A 16,170-nucleotide genomic window follows, 5' to 3' on the forward strand; every position below is an offset into this window, starting at 1 on the left:
GTCAGCCCCTCTTCCAGTCGCTGCCCCACTGCTGCCGTCCCGACGGCACGGCCTGCGGCGGCTCCTCGCTCCCGGCGAGCGGGGGCCCGGTGTGCGCGTGGTACTCCACCGTCTCCGCCGTCAGCTGCATGAAGGCCTCCTCCAGTGACGCCCGCTGCGGGCTCAGCTCGTGCAGCACGAGTTGGTGCCGCGCGGCCAGCTCACCGATCTCCTCCGGCCCCACCCCGTCCGCCTCCAGCGTCCCGTCGCCCACCTCCAGAACCGTGACCCCCGCCCGGTGCAGCACGTCGAGCAGCGCCTCGCGCTGGGGCGAGCGCACCCGCACGTACGAGCGCGAGTTCTGCGCGATGAAGTCCGCCATGGACGTGTCCGCGAGCAGTCGGCCCCGGCCGATGACGACGAGGTGATCGGCGGTGAGCGCCATCTCGCTCATCAGGTGCGACGAGACGAAGACCGTACGGCCCTGCGCGGCAAGGGACTTCATCAGCGTGCGGATCCAGTGGATGCCCTCGGGGTCGAGCCCGTTGACCGGCTCGTCGAACATCAGGATCCGCGGATCGCCCAGCAGCGCGCCCGCGATCCCCAGCCGCTGGCCCATGCCGAGGGAGAACCCCTTCGCCTTCTTCCGGGCGACCGAGGTGAGCCCCACCGTGTCGAGGACCTCGTCGACCCGCGCCCGCGGAATGCCGTTGCTCTGCGCCAGACACAGCAGGTGGTTGAAGGCGCTGCGGCCGCCGTGCATCGCCTTGGCGTCCAGCAGCGCCCCGATGTACCGCAGCGGATCCTTGAGCCGGTCGTAATGCTGACCGTCGATCCGGACATCGCCCGACGTCGGACGGTCGAGCCCGAGCATCATCCGCATCGTGGTCGACTTCCCCGCCCCGTTGGGCCCGAGGAAACCGGTGACGATGCCCGGTCTGACGGCGAACGTCAGGTTGTTGACCGCCACCTTCTCGCCGTACCGCTTGGTCAGCCCCTCGAGCTCGATCATGCGGCCACGTTAGAACGGGCCCCAGGGCCCTGCCACCGCAGCGAGAAGCCGGTACGACGAAGGCCCGCGCCCCCGAAAGGAGGCACGGGCCCGTGCTGTCGCTGTGCTCCGCTACCGGCTAGCGGGACTGCTGCGCGGGAACCCCACGCGAGATCGGCTCGTCCTCGGCGGGCGTGCCGGCCGCGGCCACCGCGGCACCCGTGAGCGTCGCGAGCATCTCGCGGACGTTCGTGAGCTGCGCGTTGATGGAGTCGCGGCGGTTGGTGAGCGCCGCCAGCTCGCGCTCGGACTCCGAACGGATCCGGTCCGCCTTCGCGTTCGCGTCCGCCACGATGTCCTCGGCCTGGCGCTGAGCGGTCTCCACCGTCTGGCGGGCACGGCGCTCCGCGTCCGTCCGCAGCTTCTCGGCCTCCAGGCGCAGCTGCTCGGCGCGGTGCTCGATCTCCGCGAGACGCTTCTCGGCCTTCGCCTGACGGGACGCGAGGTCGCGCTCCGACTGCTCGCGGCGCTTCGCCAGGTTCGTCTCGAAGTCCGCCGCCGCCTGCGCGGCCTTGGCACGGGTCTCCTCGAAGAGGGCGTCCGCCTCCTCACGCTTCGACTGCGCGTCCTTCTGCGCCTCGGAACGCAGCTGGGAGGCGTCGCTCTTGGCCTTCTCGACGATCCGGACGCCCTCGTCCTCCGCCTTGGCCTTGCGGTCCGCAGCGAACGATTCTGCGTCGTTGCGCACCTGCTGGGCCGCCGACTCGGCGAGCTCGCGGTGCTGCTCGGACGCGCGACGGGCCTCCTCGCGCAGGTCCTTCGCCTCCTCCTCGGCGAGACGGAGGATCTTCTCGACGCGCGCGCCGAGACCCGCGTACGACGGCTCCGCGTCGCTGACCTGGGCCTGGGCGTTCTGCGTCTCGAGGTGGAGTTCCTCGATGCGCTTTTCGAGAGCAGTGATACGGGCCAGAGCGCTGTCACGGTCGGAGACGAGCTTCGAAATGCGTTCGTCCACCTGAGCGCGGTCGTACCCACGCCGCACAAGCTCGAAGCCGTAGGGGGAAGTGTCGCTCATGGGGTTCCTGTCGAATGAGACCGGTGAGGTGATAGAGGGAATCCTAGGGGCCAAAGCGGTGAGTCATCGAGCGGATACGTGTTTGATCTGGAGAATGACACTCCTTTCGGGTGGCTGACCGTCGGAGAGCTTGCCAGCCGCCGTCCCAAAGGTCCTGGCCAAGCGCGGAACGGCTGCCGTCCGCTAGCCCTCTGACGTCTTGCCACCCGATCTGGGCGCCCCGACGGCGGCGCCCGCCTTGACCCCGCCGTCCTTGCCGGCGGACGGGGCCTCGAAGGATTCCAACGCCTCCAGGACGTCCTGGACACGGGAGATCTCGGCGTTGATGTCCTCGCGCCGACGGACCAGCACGTCGAGCTCGCGCTTGCCCTCCTCGACCATCCGCCGCGCCTCCAGCTCGGCATCGGCCTTGATCTTCGTGGCCTCGGCGACGAGCGAGTTCTTCTTCTGCTCGGCCTCCTTGAGGAGCCCCTCCGCCTTCTTCACGGCGGCGATCCGCACCTTGCTCGCCTCGGAGTTGGCCTCCGCGACCAGGTCCTTCGCCTTCGCCTCGGCCTCGGAGAGCTGGTCCTCGGCGGCCTTCACCAGCGCGTCGCAGCGCTCGCCCGCCGTCTTCATCGTCTCCGCCGACTCCCGGCGCGCCCGGTCGTGCAGCTCCTCGATCTCGGAGGTGATGCGGTCCCGCAGCTCCTCCGCGCGCTCCCTTATGGCCGTGGCGTCCCGGCGCGCGCCGACCAGCAGCTCGTCGGCGTCCGTACGGGCCCGCTCCACCAGCGAGTTGCCCTCGACCGTCGCCTCGGACACCAGCCGCTCGGCCTCGTTGCGGGCCGCGCCCACCATCGTGTCGGCCTGGCCCTCGGCGTCCGCCGTGGTCTTCTGCGCGGTCTGCTGCGCCTCCGCCAGGAGCTTGTCCGCCTCCGCGGCCGTCTCCGAGATCAGCGTGTCGACCTGCTCGGCCGCCTCCGAACGCCGCTTGTTGGCCTCCTTGCGGGCCTCGTCCAGCGTCCGCTCCGCCTTCTCGCGCGCGACCGTCGTGACCCGCTCGGCCTCCGCAGCCGCCTCCGCCTTGACCCGCTCCGCCTCGGAGCGGATCCGCTCCGCGTGCTGCTGCGCGGAGCCGACCGTCTCGGCGGCCTCGGCGCGCAGCCGCTCCGCGTCACCGGTCGCGTCCGAGATGAGCTTCTCGGCCTTCGAGACGGACTCCGTCCGCACCCGCTCGGCCTCCGCGGCCGTCTCCGCCGCCAGCCGCTCCGCCTCGGACCGCGCCTCGCCGATGAGGGTGTCCGCCTGCGTCGCCGCGTCCGAACGGATCCGGTTCGCGTCCTCACGCGCCTCCGCACGGGTCCGCGACGCGTCCTGATCGGCGTTCGCGATCGTGTCGGACGCCTCCGTGCGGACCCGCTGGGCGTGCTCCGCGGCATCCGAGCGCAGCCGCTCGGACTCGGCGATCGCCTCCGCAACGGTGCGCTCCGCAAGGGACTTGGCGGCCTCCGACTCCTCGGACGCCTCCCGCCGGATGCGCGTCGCGTCCTCGGACGCGCGCTCCCGCTCGGCGTACGCGTCGGCGCGGACCCGGTCCGCCTCCTCCTGCGCCTCGCTCCGCGTACGGTCCGCCACGTGCTCGGCCGCCGACCGCAGCCCGGCGATCTCGTCCTGCGCCTGCTCGTGCAGCCCGGCCACGGAGTCGCGGACCTGCTGCGCGGTCTGCTCGGCGCTCGTGACCATCTCGGTCGCACGCCGGTCGGCCTCCTCGACCAGCCGGACGGCCTCGGCCTGGGCCTCGTCCACCCGGGTGCGCGCCGACGCCAGCAGCTCCTCGCTCTGCTCGCGGGCCCGCTCGCGCTCCTGGTCGGCCTCCTGACGCGCCGAGCCGAGGAGTTCCTCGGCCTCGCGACGGCGCCGGGCGGCCTCCTCCTGCGCGGCGGCCAGCGTTTCGGCGCCCTCGCTCGCCAGCCGCTCCGCGGCGGCCTGCGCCTCCGCCCGTACCCGATCGGCGGTGTCCTGGGCCTCCGCCTTCAGCCGCTCGGCCTCCGCCGCGGCCTCCGAACGCAGCCGTACGGCGATGTTCTCCGCCTCGGCCCGCGACGCGGACGCGTCCGCCGCCGCCTCGGTGCGCAGCCGCTCCGCCTCCGCCTCGGCCTGCGCCTGCAGCGTACGGATCCGCTCGGCGGCCTCGGTGCGCAGCCGCTCCGCCTCGTCGGCGGCCTCGCGGCGGATCCGCTCGGCCTCCGCGCGCGCGTCCGTCAGGGCCTGCTCGGCCGCGGTGAGCCGCTCCTCGGCCTCCGTGCGCAGCCGGTTCAGCTCCTCGGCGGCGTCGGCCCGCCGGGCCGTCACGGCCCGCTCGGTCTCCTCGCGCAGCTCCTGCGCGGCCCGCTCGGCATCCGCCGTGATGCCCTCGGACCGCTCGACGGCCTCCGCCCGGTACCGCTCCGCCTCGGCGCGCGTGCGCTCCAGCGTCTCCTCGGCCTGCCGGCGCAGCGTCGTCGCCCGCTCGATGGCCTCGGTGCGCACCCGCTCGCTGTCCGCCGTGGCGGTCGTCCGCAGCTCGTCCGCGTCCGCCTTCGCCTTGGCGAGCAGCTCCTCGGCGGTCCTCGCCGCCTCCTCGATCTGCTGGACGGCCTCGCGCCGGGCCTCGCTGCGGATCCGCTCGCCCTCGGAGACCGCGTCGGCACGCAGCTGCTCGGCGTCGCCGCGCAGCCTGCGCGCCTCCTCCTGCAGCTCGACCGTCTTGGCGCGGTACTCCTTGGTGTCGTCCTTCGCCGCGCCCTTGAGCTCCTCGGCGATGTCGTGCGCCTGCGCCCGGAGCCGGTCCGCCTCGGCCTCCGCCTCGGAGCGGATCCGCTCGGCCTCCTCGGTCGCCGCCCTGGTGGTCTTCTTGGCGTCCTCGGAAGCCTTGTCGAGGACCTCCTCGGCCGTCCGCGCCGCCTTGGCGAGCTGCGAGGCGGTCTCCTCGGCGGTGAGGCTGCGCGCGTTCTCCTCGGCCTCCGCGACGATCTTCTCGGCCGCCGCCTTGGCGTCCGCGACGAGCTGCTCGGCGTCCGCCTTGGTGGTCTCGGCCTCCTTGGTGGCCTCGCTGACCAGCCGGGCGACCTGCTCCTTCGCGGTCCGCGTGCGCTGCTCGTTCGCCGACTCCGCGCTGGACAGCGCCTTGGCGGCGGCCTCCTTCGCCTCGGCGACGAGCTTGTCCGCCTCGGCGCGCGCCTCGCGCAGCGCCGTCTCGGCCTCCGCCATGCGCTGCTCGGCGGTCCGGCTCAGCTCGGTGGCCTGGCGGCGGGCGGCGTCCGACTCCGTCGCCGTGGAACTGCGGAGCTGCTCGGCGTGCTCGGTGGCCTCCTGCGCCTGCGTCGACGCGGCGTTCAGCAGGCGCTCGGCGTCCGTACGGGCCCGGCGCAGCAGCTGCTCGGCCTCCGCGCGGGCCGCCTCGGCGTCGTTCGTGAGCCGCTGGCGGGCCTCGGCGGCGATCCGCTCGGCCTCGGCACGGGCCGCGGCCAGCGCCTGGTCGGCCTCCGCACGCGACTCCTCCAGGAGCCGGCGGGCCTGCTGCTCGGTGCGGGCCCGCAACTGCTCGGCCCAGGCCACGTTCTCGTTGACGTGCGACTCGACGGTCTGCCGGCGCTCGGCCAGCTCCTGGTCGAGCTGCTGGCGGCGGGTGACCGCCTCCTGGTGCAGTTCCGCCTGGAGACGGGCGGCCTGCTCGGCGTGCTCCTGCAGGATGCGCTGCGTCTGCGCGCGGGCCTGGCTCAGCTCCCGCTCGGCGTCCGAGCGCAGCTGGTCGGCCTGGATCTGGGCGTTGCGGAGCAGCTGCTCGGCCTGGTAGCCGATGTCCGCGCCGTCGTAGGCAGGACGGGTCGCCAGACTGCGGCGCGCCTCGTGCAGCTTGGCGCGCAGCACCTCGACCTGATAGCCGAGGTCCTCGGCGTGCTGGACGGCCTTCTCCCGCTCGGTCTTCAGCCGCTCCATCTCGGCCTCGAACCGAGAGAGGTGGTCGACGTCAGCCGCCGGCTCTCGCTCCTGGCGTTCGTAGCCCCGCACTGCGCGGTCCCATCCGTCCCCTGGTCGCAAGTCTTTCCGAACGAGCTCCGTCCGTCCGCCGAACGGGGCCCCCGGGGAATGGTGTCAGATCAACGGCGGAGCATGGGCTGCTGCCCCGACGCTCGCCCCCCGAAACCTGGACCCCGGCCCTCGGTCCTGTCGCAGACAGAACCCCGGGGCCGGCCCAACGACAGGCCCCGGGCCGCCCCGAAGTGGCGGCGGCCGTCCCCAACCCTACCGGCCCAGATATACGGAGGTCAGTGCTCAGGTGACTCAACAGCCGCCGAAGTGACCAGTTCTGTCAGCACGCCATGGCAATCCTTGGGGTGGAGGAAGGTGATCCGGGAGCCCATGGACCCGATCCGGGGCTCGTCGTAGAGGACCCGCACGCCCTTGTCCCTGATGTCCGCCGCGTCGGCGTCGACGTCCGCCGTGCCGAAGGCGATGTGGTGCACGCCCTCGCCGTTCTTGGCCAGCCACTTGCCCACGGCGGAGTCCTCGCGGGTGGGTTCGAGCAGCTGGAGGTAGGAGGCGCCGCCGTCGGACGTCTCGTTGATCTTGAGCATGGCCTCGCGCACGCCCTGCTCTTCGTTCACCTCGGAGTGGAAGACTTCGAAGCCGTACGTCGCACGGTAGAACTCGACAGTCCTGTCGAGGTCGAAACAGGCGATCCCGATGTGGTCGATTCGCGTCAGCATGCAGCCAGTGCAGCGCTCCTCGCGTGGTTACGCAACGTGCGCGCGATCACACTCGTCGCCCGATGACGCCCGGCGTACCGCTCAGTACATTCGAGTAAACCCTCGTTCACTCCTCAGCTGTGCAAGCTGGAAGGGGATCGCACCTCATGTCTGGAACGAACAGCACGACCTCCGTGATCGTCGCGGGTGCCCGCACCCCGATGGGACGGTTGCTCGGCTCGCTGAAGTCCTTCTCCGGAGCCGACCTCGGAGGATTCGCGATCAAGGCCGCCCTCGACCGTGCGGGAATCGGCGGCGACCAGGTGCAGTACGTCATTATGGGCCAGGTTCTGCAGGCCGGGGCGGGGCAGATCCCGGCGCGGCAGGCCGCGGTCAAGGCCGGCATCCCGATGAGCGTGCCGGCGCTCACGATCAACAAGGTCTGTCTGTCGGGCCTCGACGCCATCGCCCTCGCCGACCAGCTCATTCGCGCCGGCGAATTCGACGTGGTGGTCGCCGGCGGCCAGGAGTCCATGACGAACGCCCCGCACCTGCTCCCCAAGTCCCGCGAGGGCTACAAGTACGGTGCCGTCGAGATGCTCGACGCCATGGCGTACGACGGACTGACCGACGCCTTCGAGAACATCGCCATGGGCGAGTCGACGGAGAAGCACAACACCCGCCTCGGCATCGCCCGCCCCGAGCAGGACGAGATCGCGGCGCTCTCCCACCAGCGTGCCGCCGCGGCCCAGAAGAACGGCATCTTCGAGGCGGAGATCACGCCGGTCGAGATCCCCCAGCGCAAGGGCGAGCCCGTCGTCTTCAGCAAGGACGAGGGCATCCGCGGTGAGACCACCGCCGAGTCGCTCGGCAAGCTGCGGCCCGCCTTCGCCAAGGACGGCACGATCACCGCGGGCAGCGCCTCGCAGATCTCCGACGGTGCGGCGGCCGTGGTCGTGATGAGCAAGGCCAAGGCGCAGGAGCTGGGCCTGGAGTGGATCGCCGAGATCGGTGCGCACGGGAACGTGGCCGGGCCGGACAACTCGTTGCAGTCGCAGCCCTCCAACGCCATCCAGCACGCGCTGAAGAAGGAGGGGCTGGACGTCGGGGATCTTGACCTGATCGAGATCAACGAGGCCTTCGCCGCGGTCGCCGTGCAGTCCATGAAGGACCTCGGCGTGTCCACGGAGAAGGTGAACGTCAACGGTGGTGCCATCGCCCTGGGGCACCCGATCGGCATGTCCGGCGCGCGGCTGGTGCTGCACCTCGCCCTGGAGCTGAAGCGGCGGGGTGGCGGCGTGGGTGCGGCCGCGCTGTGCGGTGGTGGCGGGCAGGGTGACGCGCTGATCGTGCGGGTACCCAAGGCCTGACGCCGGTCCGGTGGGCCGGTGGTCCGCCGGGGCTGCGGTTCGTCTCTTACGTACGACTTGAATGAACGGAGCTGTGATGCAGGACGTCTCCTCACTGGTGGCCCAGGCCAGGGAAGGGCGGCCGCGGGCCGTGGCCCGGCTGATCTCCCTGGTGGAGGGGGCGTCCGAGCAGCTCCGTGAGGTCATGTCGGCGCTCGCCCCGCTCGCGGGGAACGCCTACGTCGTGGGGCTCACCGGGTCGCCCGGTGTCGGCAAGTCGACCTCCACGTCGGCGCTGGTCACCGCGTACCGGCGGCTCGGCCGGCGGGTCGGGGTGCTGGCGGTCGACCCGTCGTCGCCGTTCTCCGGGGGTGCGCTGCTCGGGGACCGGGTGCGGATGTCGGAGCACGCGTCCGACCCCGGGGTGTACATCCGCTCCATGGCCACCCGCGGGCACCTGGGCGGGCTCGCCTGGGCGGCCCCGCAGGCGATCCGGGTCCTGGACGCGGCGGGCTGCGACGTCGTCCTCGTCGAGACCGTCGGTGTCGGCCAGTCCGAGGTGGAGATCGCCTCGCAGGCCGACACGTCGGTGGTGCTGCTCGCGCCCGGCATGGGGGACGGGATCCAGGCGGCCAAGGCCGGGATCCTGGAGATCGGTGACGTGTACGTCGTCAACAAGGCGGACCGGGACGGGGCCGACGCGACGGCCCGGGAGCTGAACCACATGCTGGGGCTCGGGGAGTCCCGGGGGCCGGGGGACTGGCGGCCGCCGATCGTGAAGACGGTGGCGGCGCGCGGGGAGGGCATCGACGAGGTCGTCGAGGCCCTGGAGAAGCACCGGGCGTGGATGGAGGAGCGGGGGGTGCTGGCCGAGCGGCGGCTCGCGCGGGCCGCTCGGGAGGTCGAGACGATCGCGGTCACGGCGCTGCGGGAGCGGATCGGGGACCTGCACGGTGACCGACGGCTGAGCGCGCTGGCGGAGCGGATCGTGTCGGGGGAGCTGGATCCCTACGGTGCCGCGGACGAGCTGGTGGCGGGGCTGACGCGGGGCTGACGCGGGCCGGGGCGCCTTCGCCGGGCGTGGGGCGCCTTTTGTGCGACGCGGGGCGCCTTTTGTGCGACGTGGGTCGGGGCCGTGCCGGTACATCCGCCCGTTGCAGGCCGGGCGCCGAACTCCGTCACAGGGGTGGCCCGGAGTTGCCTGCCCGGTCTGCAACGGGCATCTGATGTACCGGCACGGCCCCTCCCGCCGTACGGCGGCTGCGGGCACGCACCCATTGCGCTGCGGGCAGGCCCAGTGCACATCCGGCAGGCCAAACTGCGGGCGGGCGTGCCGCTAGGGGCGGCACGGGTGGGCGCAGGCGGTACCCCGTCGGCGCCGGGCTCGCCGGCCCCCGCCTCGGCTGCGGCGGGGACGGTCAGTCGTCGTCCGGGGTGGCCGCGGTCACGTTCGCCGTCCGCGGGTCGACGCGCCAGTCGTGCTCGGTGCCGTTCGCGGACCTCGTCTCCGCCTCCCAGGCGCTGCCGCCCTCGTCCTCCAGGTCGACGGAGGTGACCGTCCCCTTCGCGGCGGCGGCGCGGGCGGCCTCGGCGGCCGAGGTGGACGTGCCCTTCAGCGCGGCCCGGGCCTCGGCGGCGTCGTCCTCGGTCTCGACCTGGGAGCCGAGCACCTTGCCGGTGGCGGGGTCGACGCGGACGCTGTGCACGGCGTCCCCCTTGCCGAGGACGTCGACCTCCCACGCCACGGCGCCCGCGTCGTCGTCCAGGTCCGCGGAGACGGCGGTCCCCGGAGTGTGCTCCAGAGCGGTGTCGATGGCCTCGGCGGCGGTCACCTTCGCGGCCTTCGCCGCGGCGTCCTCCGTGTCCCGCGCACTCGACTGCCGCGTCGGCCCGTCGTCGTCGCCCGCGACCGCGAGGGCCGTCGCGGAACCGCCTCCGATCAGAGCCGCGGCGGCGACGGTGGCGATGACGAGGTTGCGCTTCATGAGATTTCCTCCCGGTTTCGACTGCAACACCGTGTTTCGACGGGTTCCAATCTGCCCGACGGGCGCTGAAGCCGGGCTGAAGCCGCCTGAAGGCCTCTTCAGCTTCCGTTTGGGAGGCTGGGCGCATGCGCCTGTTGATCGTGGAGGACGAGAAGCGGCTGGCCCTGTCGCTCGCCCGGGGCCTGACCGCCGAGGGTTTCGCCGTGGACGTCGTCCACGACGGGCGCGAGGGACTGCACCAGGCGGGTGAGGGCTCGTACGACCTGGTGATCCTCGACATCATGCTGCCGGGCATGAACGGCTACCGCGTCTGCGCCGCCCTCCGCGCCGCCGGCCACGACGTGCCGATCCTGATGCTCACCGCCAAGGACGGCGAGTACGACGAGGCGGAGGGGCTGGACACCGGCGCCGACGACTACCTCACCAAGCCGTTCTCGTACGTGGTGCTGGTGGCGCGGGTGAAGGCGCTGCTGCGCCGGCGCGGGACGGCCGGCGCCTCGCCCGTGCGCGTCGTCGGTGACCTGAAGGTCGACACCGCGGCCCGCCGCGTCTTCCTCGGCGAGGACGAAGTCACCCTCACCACCAAGGAGTTCGCGGTCCTGGAGCACCTCGTCGTACGGGCCGGGGAGGTGGTCTCCAAGGCCGACATCATGGAGCACGTCTGGGACTTCGCCTACGACGGGGACCCGAACATCGTCGAGGTGTACGTGAGCACGCTGCGCCGCAAGCTGGGGGCCGCGCTCATCCGGACCGTGCGCGGCGCCGGATACCGGCTGGACGCGCGATGAGGCGCCTCTTCGGATCCGTACGGGCCAAGGCCACCCTCGGGGCGACCGTCGTCGTCGCCATCGCGCTGATCGCCGCGGGGACCGCCGTACTGCTGTCGCTGCGCTCCAACCTGATCGTGCAGGCCGACGCGCAGGCGGAGCGGGCCGCCCGGGAGGTGGCCGCCGATCTGTCGGGCGGCACCTCCTTCGAGGGGTTGTCCCTGGACGACGACCAGCCGGTGCAGGTGGTCGACGAGTCCGGGCGGCTGGTCGCCGTCAGCGAGCACCTGGAGCGGATCAGCGGCACGGGAGTCGACACCGTACGGGCGCAGGCCCCGGCCGCCGACGAGGACGACGACCGGGGGAGCGAGGACTCGCTGGAACCGGGTGAGATCAGCGACGACGTCAGCTACAGCGAGGGCTCCGCCACCATCGACGGCGACACGGCGGACTACCGGTTCGCGGCCGTGGAGGTGAGCGTCGAGGACAAGGGCGACCTCACGGTGTACGCCGGCTGGCCGCTGTCCACCGAGCAGAGCGCCGTGGGCACCGCGCTGACCGTCATGCTGATCGGCTTCCCCCTGCTGCTGGCCGTGATGGCCGGGGTGACCTGGCTGGTCACCCGGCGTGCGCTGCGGCCGGTGGAGGGCATCCGGAGCGAGATGGCCGCCATCACGGCCTCCCAGGACCTGGCCCGCCGGGTGCCCGTGCCCGCCACCCACGACGAGGTCGCCCGGCTCGCCCGGACGACCAACGAGACGCTGGCCGCACTGGAGACGTCCGTGGAGCGGCAGCGCCGGTTCGTCGCCGACGCCTCGCACGAGCTGCGCAGCCCGATCGCCTCGCTGCGTACCCAGTTGGAGGTGGGCGCGGCCCATCCCGGGCTGCTGGACGTGGCGGGCGCGGTCGAGGACACCGTACGGCTGCAGCGGCTGGCCGCCGATCTCCTGCTGCTGGCGCGGCTGGACGCGGGGGAGGGGCCGGGGGACGCGCGGTTCGACCTAGGCGCGCTCGTGCGGGAGGAGGTGGCCGGGCGGACCGGTGTGACGGCGGATGCCGGGGCGGTCGAGGTGACCGGCTCGCGAGGACAGCTGGCGCGGGTGCTGGCCAACCTGCTGGACAACGCACGGCGGCACGCCCGCAGCCGGGTCGCCGTCACCCTGCGCCGCGAGGGGGCCTGGGCCGTGCTCGGGGTCGCCGACGACGGGACGGGGGTTCCGGAGCGGGAGCGGGAGCGGATCTTCGAGCGGTTCGTACGGCTCGACGACGCCCGCAGCCGGGACGACGGCGGGGCCGGTCTCGGCCTCGCCATCGCCCGCGACGTCGCACTGCGGCACGGCGGCACTCTCACCGTCCGCGAGGCGCCCGGGGGTGGGGCGCTCTTCGAACTCAGGCTGCCCGTGGGCAGGTTGCCCCGGGATGCCGGGGCGGGTTGACGCTCAGGGACGGCCCCGCTGGCCCCGCAGCTGCTCCGCGATCGGGGTCAGCGACTTGTGCAGGTCGTTCAGGGCCTCCGGGGAGAGCAGGTCGATGAAGTGCCGGCGGACGGACGCCACATGGTGCGGGGCGACCTTCCGCATCGTCTCCAGGCCGTGGTCGGTGAGGACCGCGTACAGTCCCCGCCGGTCGGATTCGCAGTTCTCGCGGCGAACCAGGTTCGCGTTCTCCATGCGGGTGATCTGGTGCGAGAGGCGGCTCTTGGACTGGAGGGTGGCGGACGCGAGGTCGCTCATCCGCATCCGGACGTCCTCCGACTCCGAGAGGTTCACCAGGATCTCGTAGTCGTTCATCGTCAGTCCGAACGGCTGCAGGTCCTTCTCGAGCTGATACGTCAACAGCCTGTTGACCTCCAGGTGGGTGCGCCAGGCGCACTGCTCCGCATCGGTCAGCCAGCGCGTGGCCGTCTCGGTCTCCATGAATGAAGTCTACCTAAAAGGTTGAAAGGCGAACTAGTGAGGGTCGTGTGACTACGCGCACGCGTTCGACGTCACACTCCGCAGACTACCGCTCACAGCCCGAAGCGACGCTGGAGGTCCCCCAGCTGTCCGGGAAGACGCGGTGCGCCGGCTTGCCCTCCGTGCTGACCCGGTACCCCGCCGCCGCCCGGTACGCCGGCCTGCTGCGGGACCGCTCCGGTGGCCTGCTCGGCCATCAGCGCCTCGGACGACTGGAGCAGCACCGTACCGGCCCCGACGAACTCGAACTGGTGCTCTTCGCCGGAGGCCCCGCCGAGGCCCGTCATCGCACGTAGACCGCCCATGACACCTGTCAGGTAACCGTGGTCGTAGTGGTGGCAGGGGGAGGGGCAGTCGGCCCATCCGACGAGCGCCTGCGGGTCCACCCGGATCGGCGGTTCCATGAACACCACCGGCCCGTTCGACGCGGCCACGAACTTGCCGGTTCCGATCAGCGTCAGGAAGCCCGGGACGATCGATTGCTTCAGCGCGAGACTTGGCTGAAAAGCGAGGAGGTTGCCCGAGCGAATGGTCAGGTTGCCGTCTTCCAGATCGTACGAATTCACGTCGAAGGCCCGGTCGGCGAGCAGCATCTTGCCCGAGCCCTCCGCCACGACCCAGTCGCTCGCGTGCAGTGGCGAATGGAACGACGTGCGCACCAGACGGTCCAGCCGGCCGTGCCCGATGCCGTTGAAATCCATCGATCCGTAGTAGGCGATCATCTTGCCCTTCTGCAGGAACCACTGGCTCCCCTTGAGCTCCACGCAGAAGGTGTACTTGTTCACGTTGTCGTCGACCGGCAGGGTCATGGGGTCGAAGACGACCGGGCCCGAGGCCCCGTACCCGCTCACAGCTTCTCCTCCGAGGCCTGGACGTACACCGCACCACTGCCGCTCAGCTCCAGCTGGAACGCCTCGCCCGAGCCGCGGCCCACCATGTCGCGCCAGCCGAGCGCCGTGGACAGCTTGTTGCGCACGTCGCCGTGGTGGGCCACGTAGGCCTGCGGGTCGACGTGGACCGGGCGCTGCGGGGTGATCGGGACCTGGATCACGCCTCCGTGCGCCATGACCGCGACGGCGCCGTGGCCCTTCAGGGTCGTGGTGAACAGGCCCTGGCCCGTCACCTGGCCGCGCACCATGCCCATGACCCCGCCCTGCGAGCCCATGAACATCGTGCCCTGCTCCAGCGTGCCGTCGAAGGCGAGCAGCCGGTCCGCCTCCACGTACAGGGTGTCGCCGGTGAGCGTGATGACCTCGATGTGGTGGCCGCCGTGCCCGAAGAACACCGTGCCGGAGCCCTCGACGGTCATCAGGGGGGTCGCTTCGTTCGCCAGGCGGCGGCCGATCATGGACATCACGCCGCCCTGGCCGCCCTGCATGTTGGGGGTGAAGGAGACCTCCCCCTTGTACGCGAGCATCGCGCCGCGCTGACTGAACAGCCGCTGGCCCGGGAGCACCGTCGCCTCGATCATCTTCGAGTTGATCTCACGGAAGGGCATGTCACACATCCCCCGCGATCGTGTTGCGCTCGCTGGGCTGCACGTAGACCAGGCCGTCGCCCTCGAAGCGGATCTGGAAGGCCTCGCCGCCGCCCTCGCCCATGAACGTGCGGAACGTCACACCGGACTGGAAGGTCTGCCGCACGTCGCCCTGATGCGCGATGTACGCGCCCGGGTCGACGGTCAGCGGATACTGGGCGCTGACCCGCAGGACCACCGCCGGGCCGTCGGACATGATCGCCGCCTGTCCGTGGCCCTCGACGGTCGTCGTGAACAGGCCGTTGCCCTGCGAGGCGCCGCGGAGCCCGGTGAAGGACGTGCCCGTACGCAGTCCGGCGTCCGTCGCGAGCAGGTTGCTCGACTCGACGTACAGCTTGTCCCCCTGGAGATTCACGAGGTTGATCTCGGAGGCCCGGTCGGCGAACCAGCAGGTCCCCTGACCCTTCACCTCCATCATGATCATCTGTTCGCCGGTGAGGCGCCGGGTCACCATTCCCCGTATCCCCTCGCCGCCGCCACTCAGCTTCTTGAAGGCCATCTGCCCGTCGTACGCGACCATCGAGCCGTTCTTCGCCTTCACGGCGTCGCCGGTCATGTCTACGGCCAGCACCTTGCTGCCTTGGAGTCGGAACATTGCCACGGTGTGAAGGTAGCCGCCGGGCGTGACCGCCGACAGGGCCCACGGGTGGAGAACGCCCCCGACGATCCCCCTAGGGGACAGGGCCGTCACCCCCGGACCGGGGCATGGGGGCCCGGATGCCACAATGTGGGGGCGCTTGTGCGTGCGTTCACAAAGCGGCTTCCCGCCGACAGCGAATCTCCCCCCGAAGGTGACCCGTGGACATTAAGACCGCCACCGCCCTCCGCCGCCTCCGCCTGGTGTCGGCCCCCGAGGCCGTGTCCTTCCTGCTGCTGCTCGTCTGCTCGGTGCTCAAGCGCACCACGGACTTCAACGCGGTGCCCGTCATGGGTGCGGTCCACGGTGCCCTCTTCGTCCTGTACGTGATCTTCTGGGCCGACGCCTGGAACCGCGCGAAGTGGCCGCTGGGGACGGCCGCGCTCTACTTCGTCCTCTCCGTGCTGCCCACCGGCGGGTTCTTCGCCGAGCGCAAGCTGCGGCGCGAGGCCGAGGACGCGGTCATCGCGTCCCGTGCGCGCCGCGAGGGAGTCGTGAAGGCGTCATGATCGTCGCCTTCTCCGTGACGCCGCTGGGGGTCGGCGAGGACGTGGGGGAGTACGTCGCCGACGCGGTCCGGGTGGTCCGGGAGTCGGGTCTGCCCCACCGCACCGACGCGATGTTCACGTCGATCGAGGGGGAGTGGGACGAGGTGATGGACGTCGTCCGGCGGGCGGTCGCCGCGGTCGAGCGGCGGGCGCCGCGGGTCTCCCTCGTCCTCAAGGCCGACATCCGGCCGGGGGTGACGGACGGGCTGACGTCCAAGGTGGCGACGGTGGAGCGCCACCTGTCCGCGTAGCACGCGCGGCTCAGGGGGCCGGCCCAGGTCGGCCCCCTCGCCCCTCTCCCCAGGCCTCGGTGTCCCGGCCCGCGCCCGGGTGGGACGGCGGGCCCGGTGCCGCCGGGGTGCCGCCCGGGTGGGGCCCGCTCGCCCTCGTGCATCAGCACCCCCTGGTCCCGGCTTGCGCCGGGTGGGTCGGCGAGCCCGGCGCCGACGGGGTGCCGCCTGCGCCCACCCGTGCCGCCCCTTGCGGCACGCCTGCCCGCAGACTGGGTCTGCCCCGGAGGGGTTGGCGCCGTCCCTGGTCGCGGCCCGCGCCCGGGTGGGACGGCGGGCCCGGTGCCGCCGGGGTGCCGCCCGGGTGGGGCCCGCTCGCCCTCGTGCATCAGCACCCCCTGGTCCCGG

The 16,170-nt window shown here is 72.1% G+C and carries 15 protein-coding genes; 6 read left to right on the top strand and 9 right to left on the bottom strand.

Going from position 1 to position 16,170, the window contains the following annotated elements:
* Position 1: 1 nt before the first annotated feature.
* The 4 genes from ACZ4NT_RS10595 to mce all read right to left on the bottom strand — a co-directional run bounded on the left by ACZ4NT_RS10595 (position 2) and on the right by mce (position 6,775).
* On the bottom strand, positions 2-991 hold the full coding sequence (locus tag ACZ4NT_RS10595) for an ABC transporter ATP-binding protein (protein ID WP_467724696.1): 990 nt from the start codon (positions 989-991) through the stop codon (positions 2-4).
* Between the two features lie 118 nt (positions 992-1,109).
* Positions 1,110-2,045: a coiled-coil domain-containing protein gene (locus ACZ4NT_RS10600; RefSeq protein WP_121406020.1), complete on the bottom strand. Its 936-nt coding sequence runs from the start codon at positions 2,043-2,045 to the stop codon at positions 1,110-1,112.
* A 183-nt stretch (positions 2,046-2,228) separates the two neighbouring features.
* Positions 2,229-6,077, bottom strand: coding sequence for a polarized growth protein Scy (gene scy / locus ACZ4NT_RS10605; protein ID WP_467724698.1), 3,849 nt, complete (start codon positions 6,075-6,077; stop codon positions 2,229-2,231).
* Between the two features lie 257 nt (positions 6,078-6,334).
* Entirely contained in the window at positions 6,335-6,775 is a 441-nt protein-coding gene (mce, locus tag ACZ4NT_RS10610; protein ID WP_121406022.1) for a methylmalonyl-CoA epimerase, read from the bottom strand.
* A 146-nt stretch (positions 6,776-6,921) separates the two neighbouring features.
* Between mce and ACZ4NT_RS10615 the strand changes: the two genes are divergently transcribed.
* Both ACZ4NT_RS10615 and meaB read left to right on the top strand, forming a co-directional pair.
* Complete coding sequence (locus ACZ4NT_RS10615; RefSeq protein WP_121406023.1) at positions 6,922-8,124, top strand: acetyl-CoA C-acetyltransferase; 1,203 nt, start codon at positions 6,922-6,924, stop codon at positions 8,122-8,124.
* Between the two features lie 76 nt (positions 8,125-8,200).
* Complete coding sequence (gene meaB, locus ACZ4NT_RS10620) at positions 8,201-9,157, top strand: methylmalonyl Co-A mutase-associated GTPase MeaB (RefSeq protein WP_121406024.1); 957 nt, start codon at positions 8,201-8,203, stop codon at positions 9,155-9,157.
* 364 nt (positions 9,158-9,521) lie between these two features.
* On the opposite strand, the gene ACZ4NT_RS10625 is transcribed toward meaB, so the two are convergent.
* Positions 9,522-10,088 (bottom strand): PepSY domain-containing protein, encoded by a 567-nt coding sequence (locus tag ACZ4NT_RS10625; RefSeq protein WP_467724701.1) that lies wholly within the window; start codon positions 10,086-10,088, stop codon positions 9,522-9,524.
* Positions 10,089-10,213: 125 nt separating this feature from the next.
* Here ACZ4NT_RS10625 and ACZ4NT_RS10630 point away from each other — a divergent pair, with 125 nt between their 5' ends.
* Complete coding sequence (locus ACZ4NT_RS10630) at positions 10,214-10,876, top strand: response regulator transcription factor (RefSeq protein WP_467724703.1); 663 nt, start codon at positions 10,214-10,216, stop codon at positions 10,874-10,876.
* On the top strand, positions 10,873-12,291 hold the full coding sequence (locus tag ACZ4NT_RS10635) for a sensor histidine kinase (protein ID WP_467724704.1): 1,419 nt from the start codon (positions 10,873-10,875) through the stop codon (positions 12,289-12,291). Before ACZ4NT_RS10630 ends, ACZ4NT_RS10635 begins: the two co-directional genes overlap by 4 nt.
* A gap of 3 nt (positions 12,292-12,294) precedes the next feature.
* Here the strand turns inward: ACZ4NT_RS10635 and ACZ4NT_RS10640 are convergent, their stop codons facing one another.
* The 4 genes from ACZ4NT_RS10640 to ACZ4NT_RS10655 form a co-directional block, all read right to left on the bottom strand.
* Positions 12,295-12,771 carry a MarR family winged helix-turn-helix transcriptional regulator gene (locus ACZ4NT_RS10640; RefSeq protein ID WP_121406028.1) on the bottom strand — a complete coding sequence of 159 codons (477 nt, stop codon included), beginning with the start codon at positions 12,769-12,771 and terminating at the stop codon, positions 12,295-12,297.
* Between the two features lie 92 nt (positions 12,772-12,863).
* Positions 12,864-13,661, bottom strand: a complete 798-nt coding sequence (locus ACZ4NT_RS10645; RefSeq protein WP_121406029.1) for an AIM24 family protein — start codon at positions 13,659-13,661, stop codon at positions 12,864-12,866.
* A complete protein-coding gene (locus ACZ4NT_RS10650) occupies positions 13,658-14,308 on the bottom strand; it encodes an AIM24 family protein (RefSeq protein ID WP_121406030.1) in 651 nt (216 codons plus the stop codon). Before ACZ4NT_RS10650 ends, ACZ4NT_RS10645 begins: the two co-directional genes overlap by 4 nt.
* Position 14,309: 1 nt before the next feature.
* Complete coding sequence (locus ACZ4NT_RS10655; protein WP_121406031.1) at positions 14,310-14,942, bottom strand: AIM24 family protein; 633 nt, start codon at positions 14,940-14,942, stop codon at positions 14,310-14,312.
* Between the two features lie 203 nt (positions 14,943-15,145).
* Here ACZ4NT_RS10655 and ACZ4NT_RS10660 point away from each other — a divergent pair, with 203 nt between their 5' ends.
* Positions 15,146-15,493, top strand: coding sequence for a DUF3817 domain-containing protein (locus ACZ4NT_RS10660; protein ID WP_121406032.1), 348 nt, complete (start codon positions 15,146-15,148; stop codon positions 15,491-15,493).
* On the top strand, positions 15,490-15,783 hold the full coding sequence (locus ACZ4NT_RS10665) for an MTH1187 family thiamine-binding protein (RefSeq protein ID WP_121406033.1): 294 nt from the start codon (positions 15,490-15,492) through the stop codon (positions 15,781-15,783). The genes ACZ4NT_RS10660 and ACZ4NT_RS10665 overlap by 4 nt, the downstream gene beginning before the upstream one ends.
* Positions 15,784-16,170: the final 387 nt, after the last annotated feature.

The organism is Streptomyces sp. NPDC026417, assembly GCF_055567695.1.

Excerpts from the sequence above, each read along its gene's own strand:
- ACZ4NT_RS10595 (WP_467724696.1), bottom strand. The coding sequence starts at position 991 with ATGATCGAGCTCGAGGGGCTGACCAAGCGGTACGGCGAGAAGGTGGCG.
- ACZ4NT_RS10600 (WP_121406020.1), bottom strand. The coding sequence starts at position 2,045 with ATGAGCGACACTTCCCCCTACGGCTTCGAGCTTGTGCGGCGTGGGTAC.
- mce (WP_121406022.1), bottom strand. The coding sequence starts at position 6,775 with ATGCTGACGCGAATCGACCACATCGGGATCGCCTGTTTCGACCTCGAC.
- ACZ4NT_RS10615 (WP_121406023.1), top strand. The coding sequence starts at position 6,922 with ATGTCTGGAACGAACAGCACGACCTCCGTGATCGTCGCGGGTGCCCGC.
- meaB (WP_121406024.1), top strand. The coding sequence starts at position 8,201 with ATGCAGGACGTCTCCTCACTGGTGGCCCAGGCCAGGGAAGGGCGGCCG.
- ACZ4NT_RS10625 (WP_467724701.1), bottom strand. The coding sequence starts at position 10,088 with ATGAAGCGCAACCTCGTCATCGCCACCGTCGCCGCCGCGGCTCTGATC.
- ACZ4NT_RS10630 (WP_467724703.1), top strand. The coding sequence starts at position 10,214 with ATGCGCCTGTTGATCGTGGAGGACGAGAAGCGGCTGGCCCTGTCGCTC.
- ACZ4NT_RS10635 (WP_467724704.1), top strand. The coding sequence starts at position 10,873 with ATGAGGCGCCTCTTCGGATCCGTACGGGCCAAGGCCACCCTCGGGGCG.
- ACZ4NT_RS10640 (WP_121406028.1), bottom strand. The coding sequence starts at position 12,771 with ATGGAGACCGAGACGGCCACGCGCTGGCTGACCGATGCGGAGCAGTGC.
- ACZ4NT_RS10650 (WP_121406030.1), bottom strand. The coding sequence starts at position 14,308 with ATGCCCTTCCGTGAGATCAACTCGAAGATGATCGAGGCGACGGTGCTC.
- ACZ4NT_RS10655 (WP_121406031.1), bottom strand. The coding sequence starts at position 14,942 with ATGTTCCGACTCCAAGGCAGCAAGGTGCTGGCCGTAGACATGACCGGC.
- ACZ4NT_RS10665 (WP_121406033.1), top strand. The coding sequence starts at position 15,490 with ATGATCGTCGCCTTCTCCGTGACGCCGCTGGGGGTCGGCGAGGACGTG.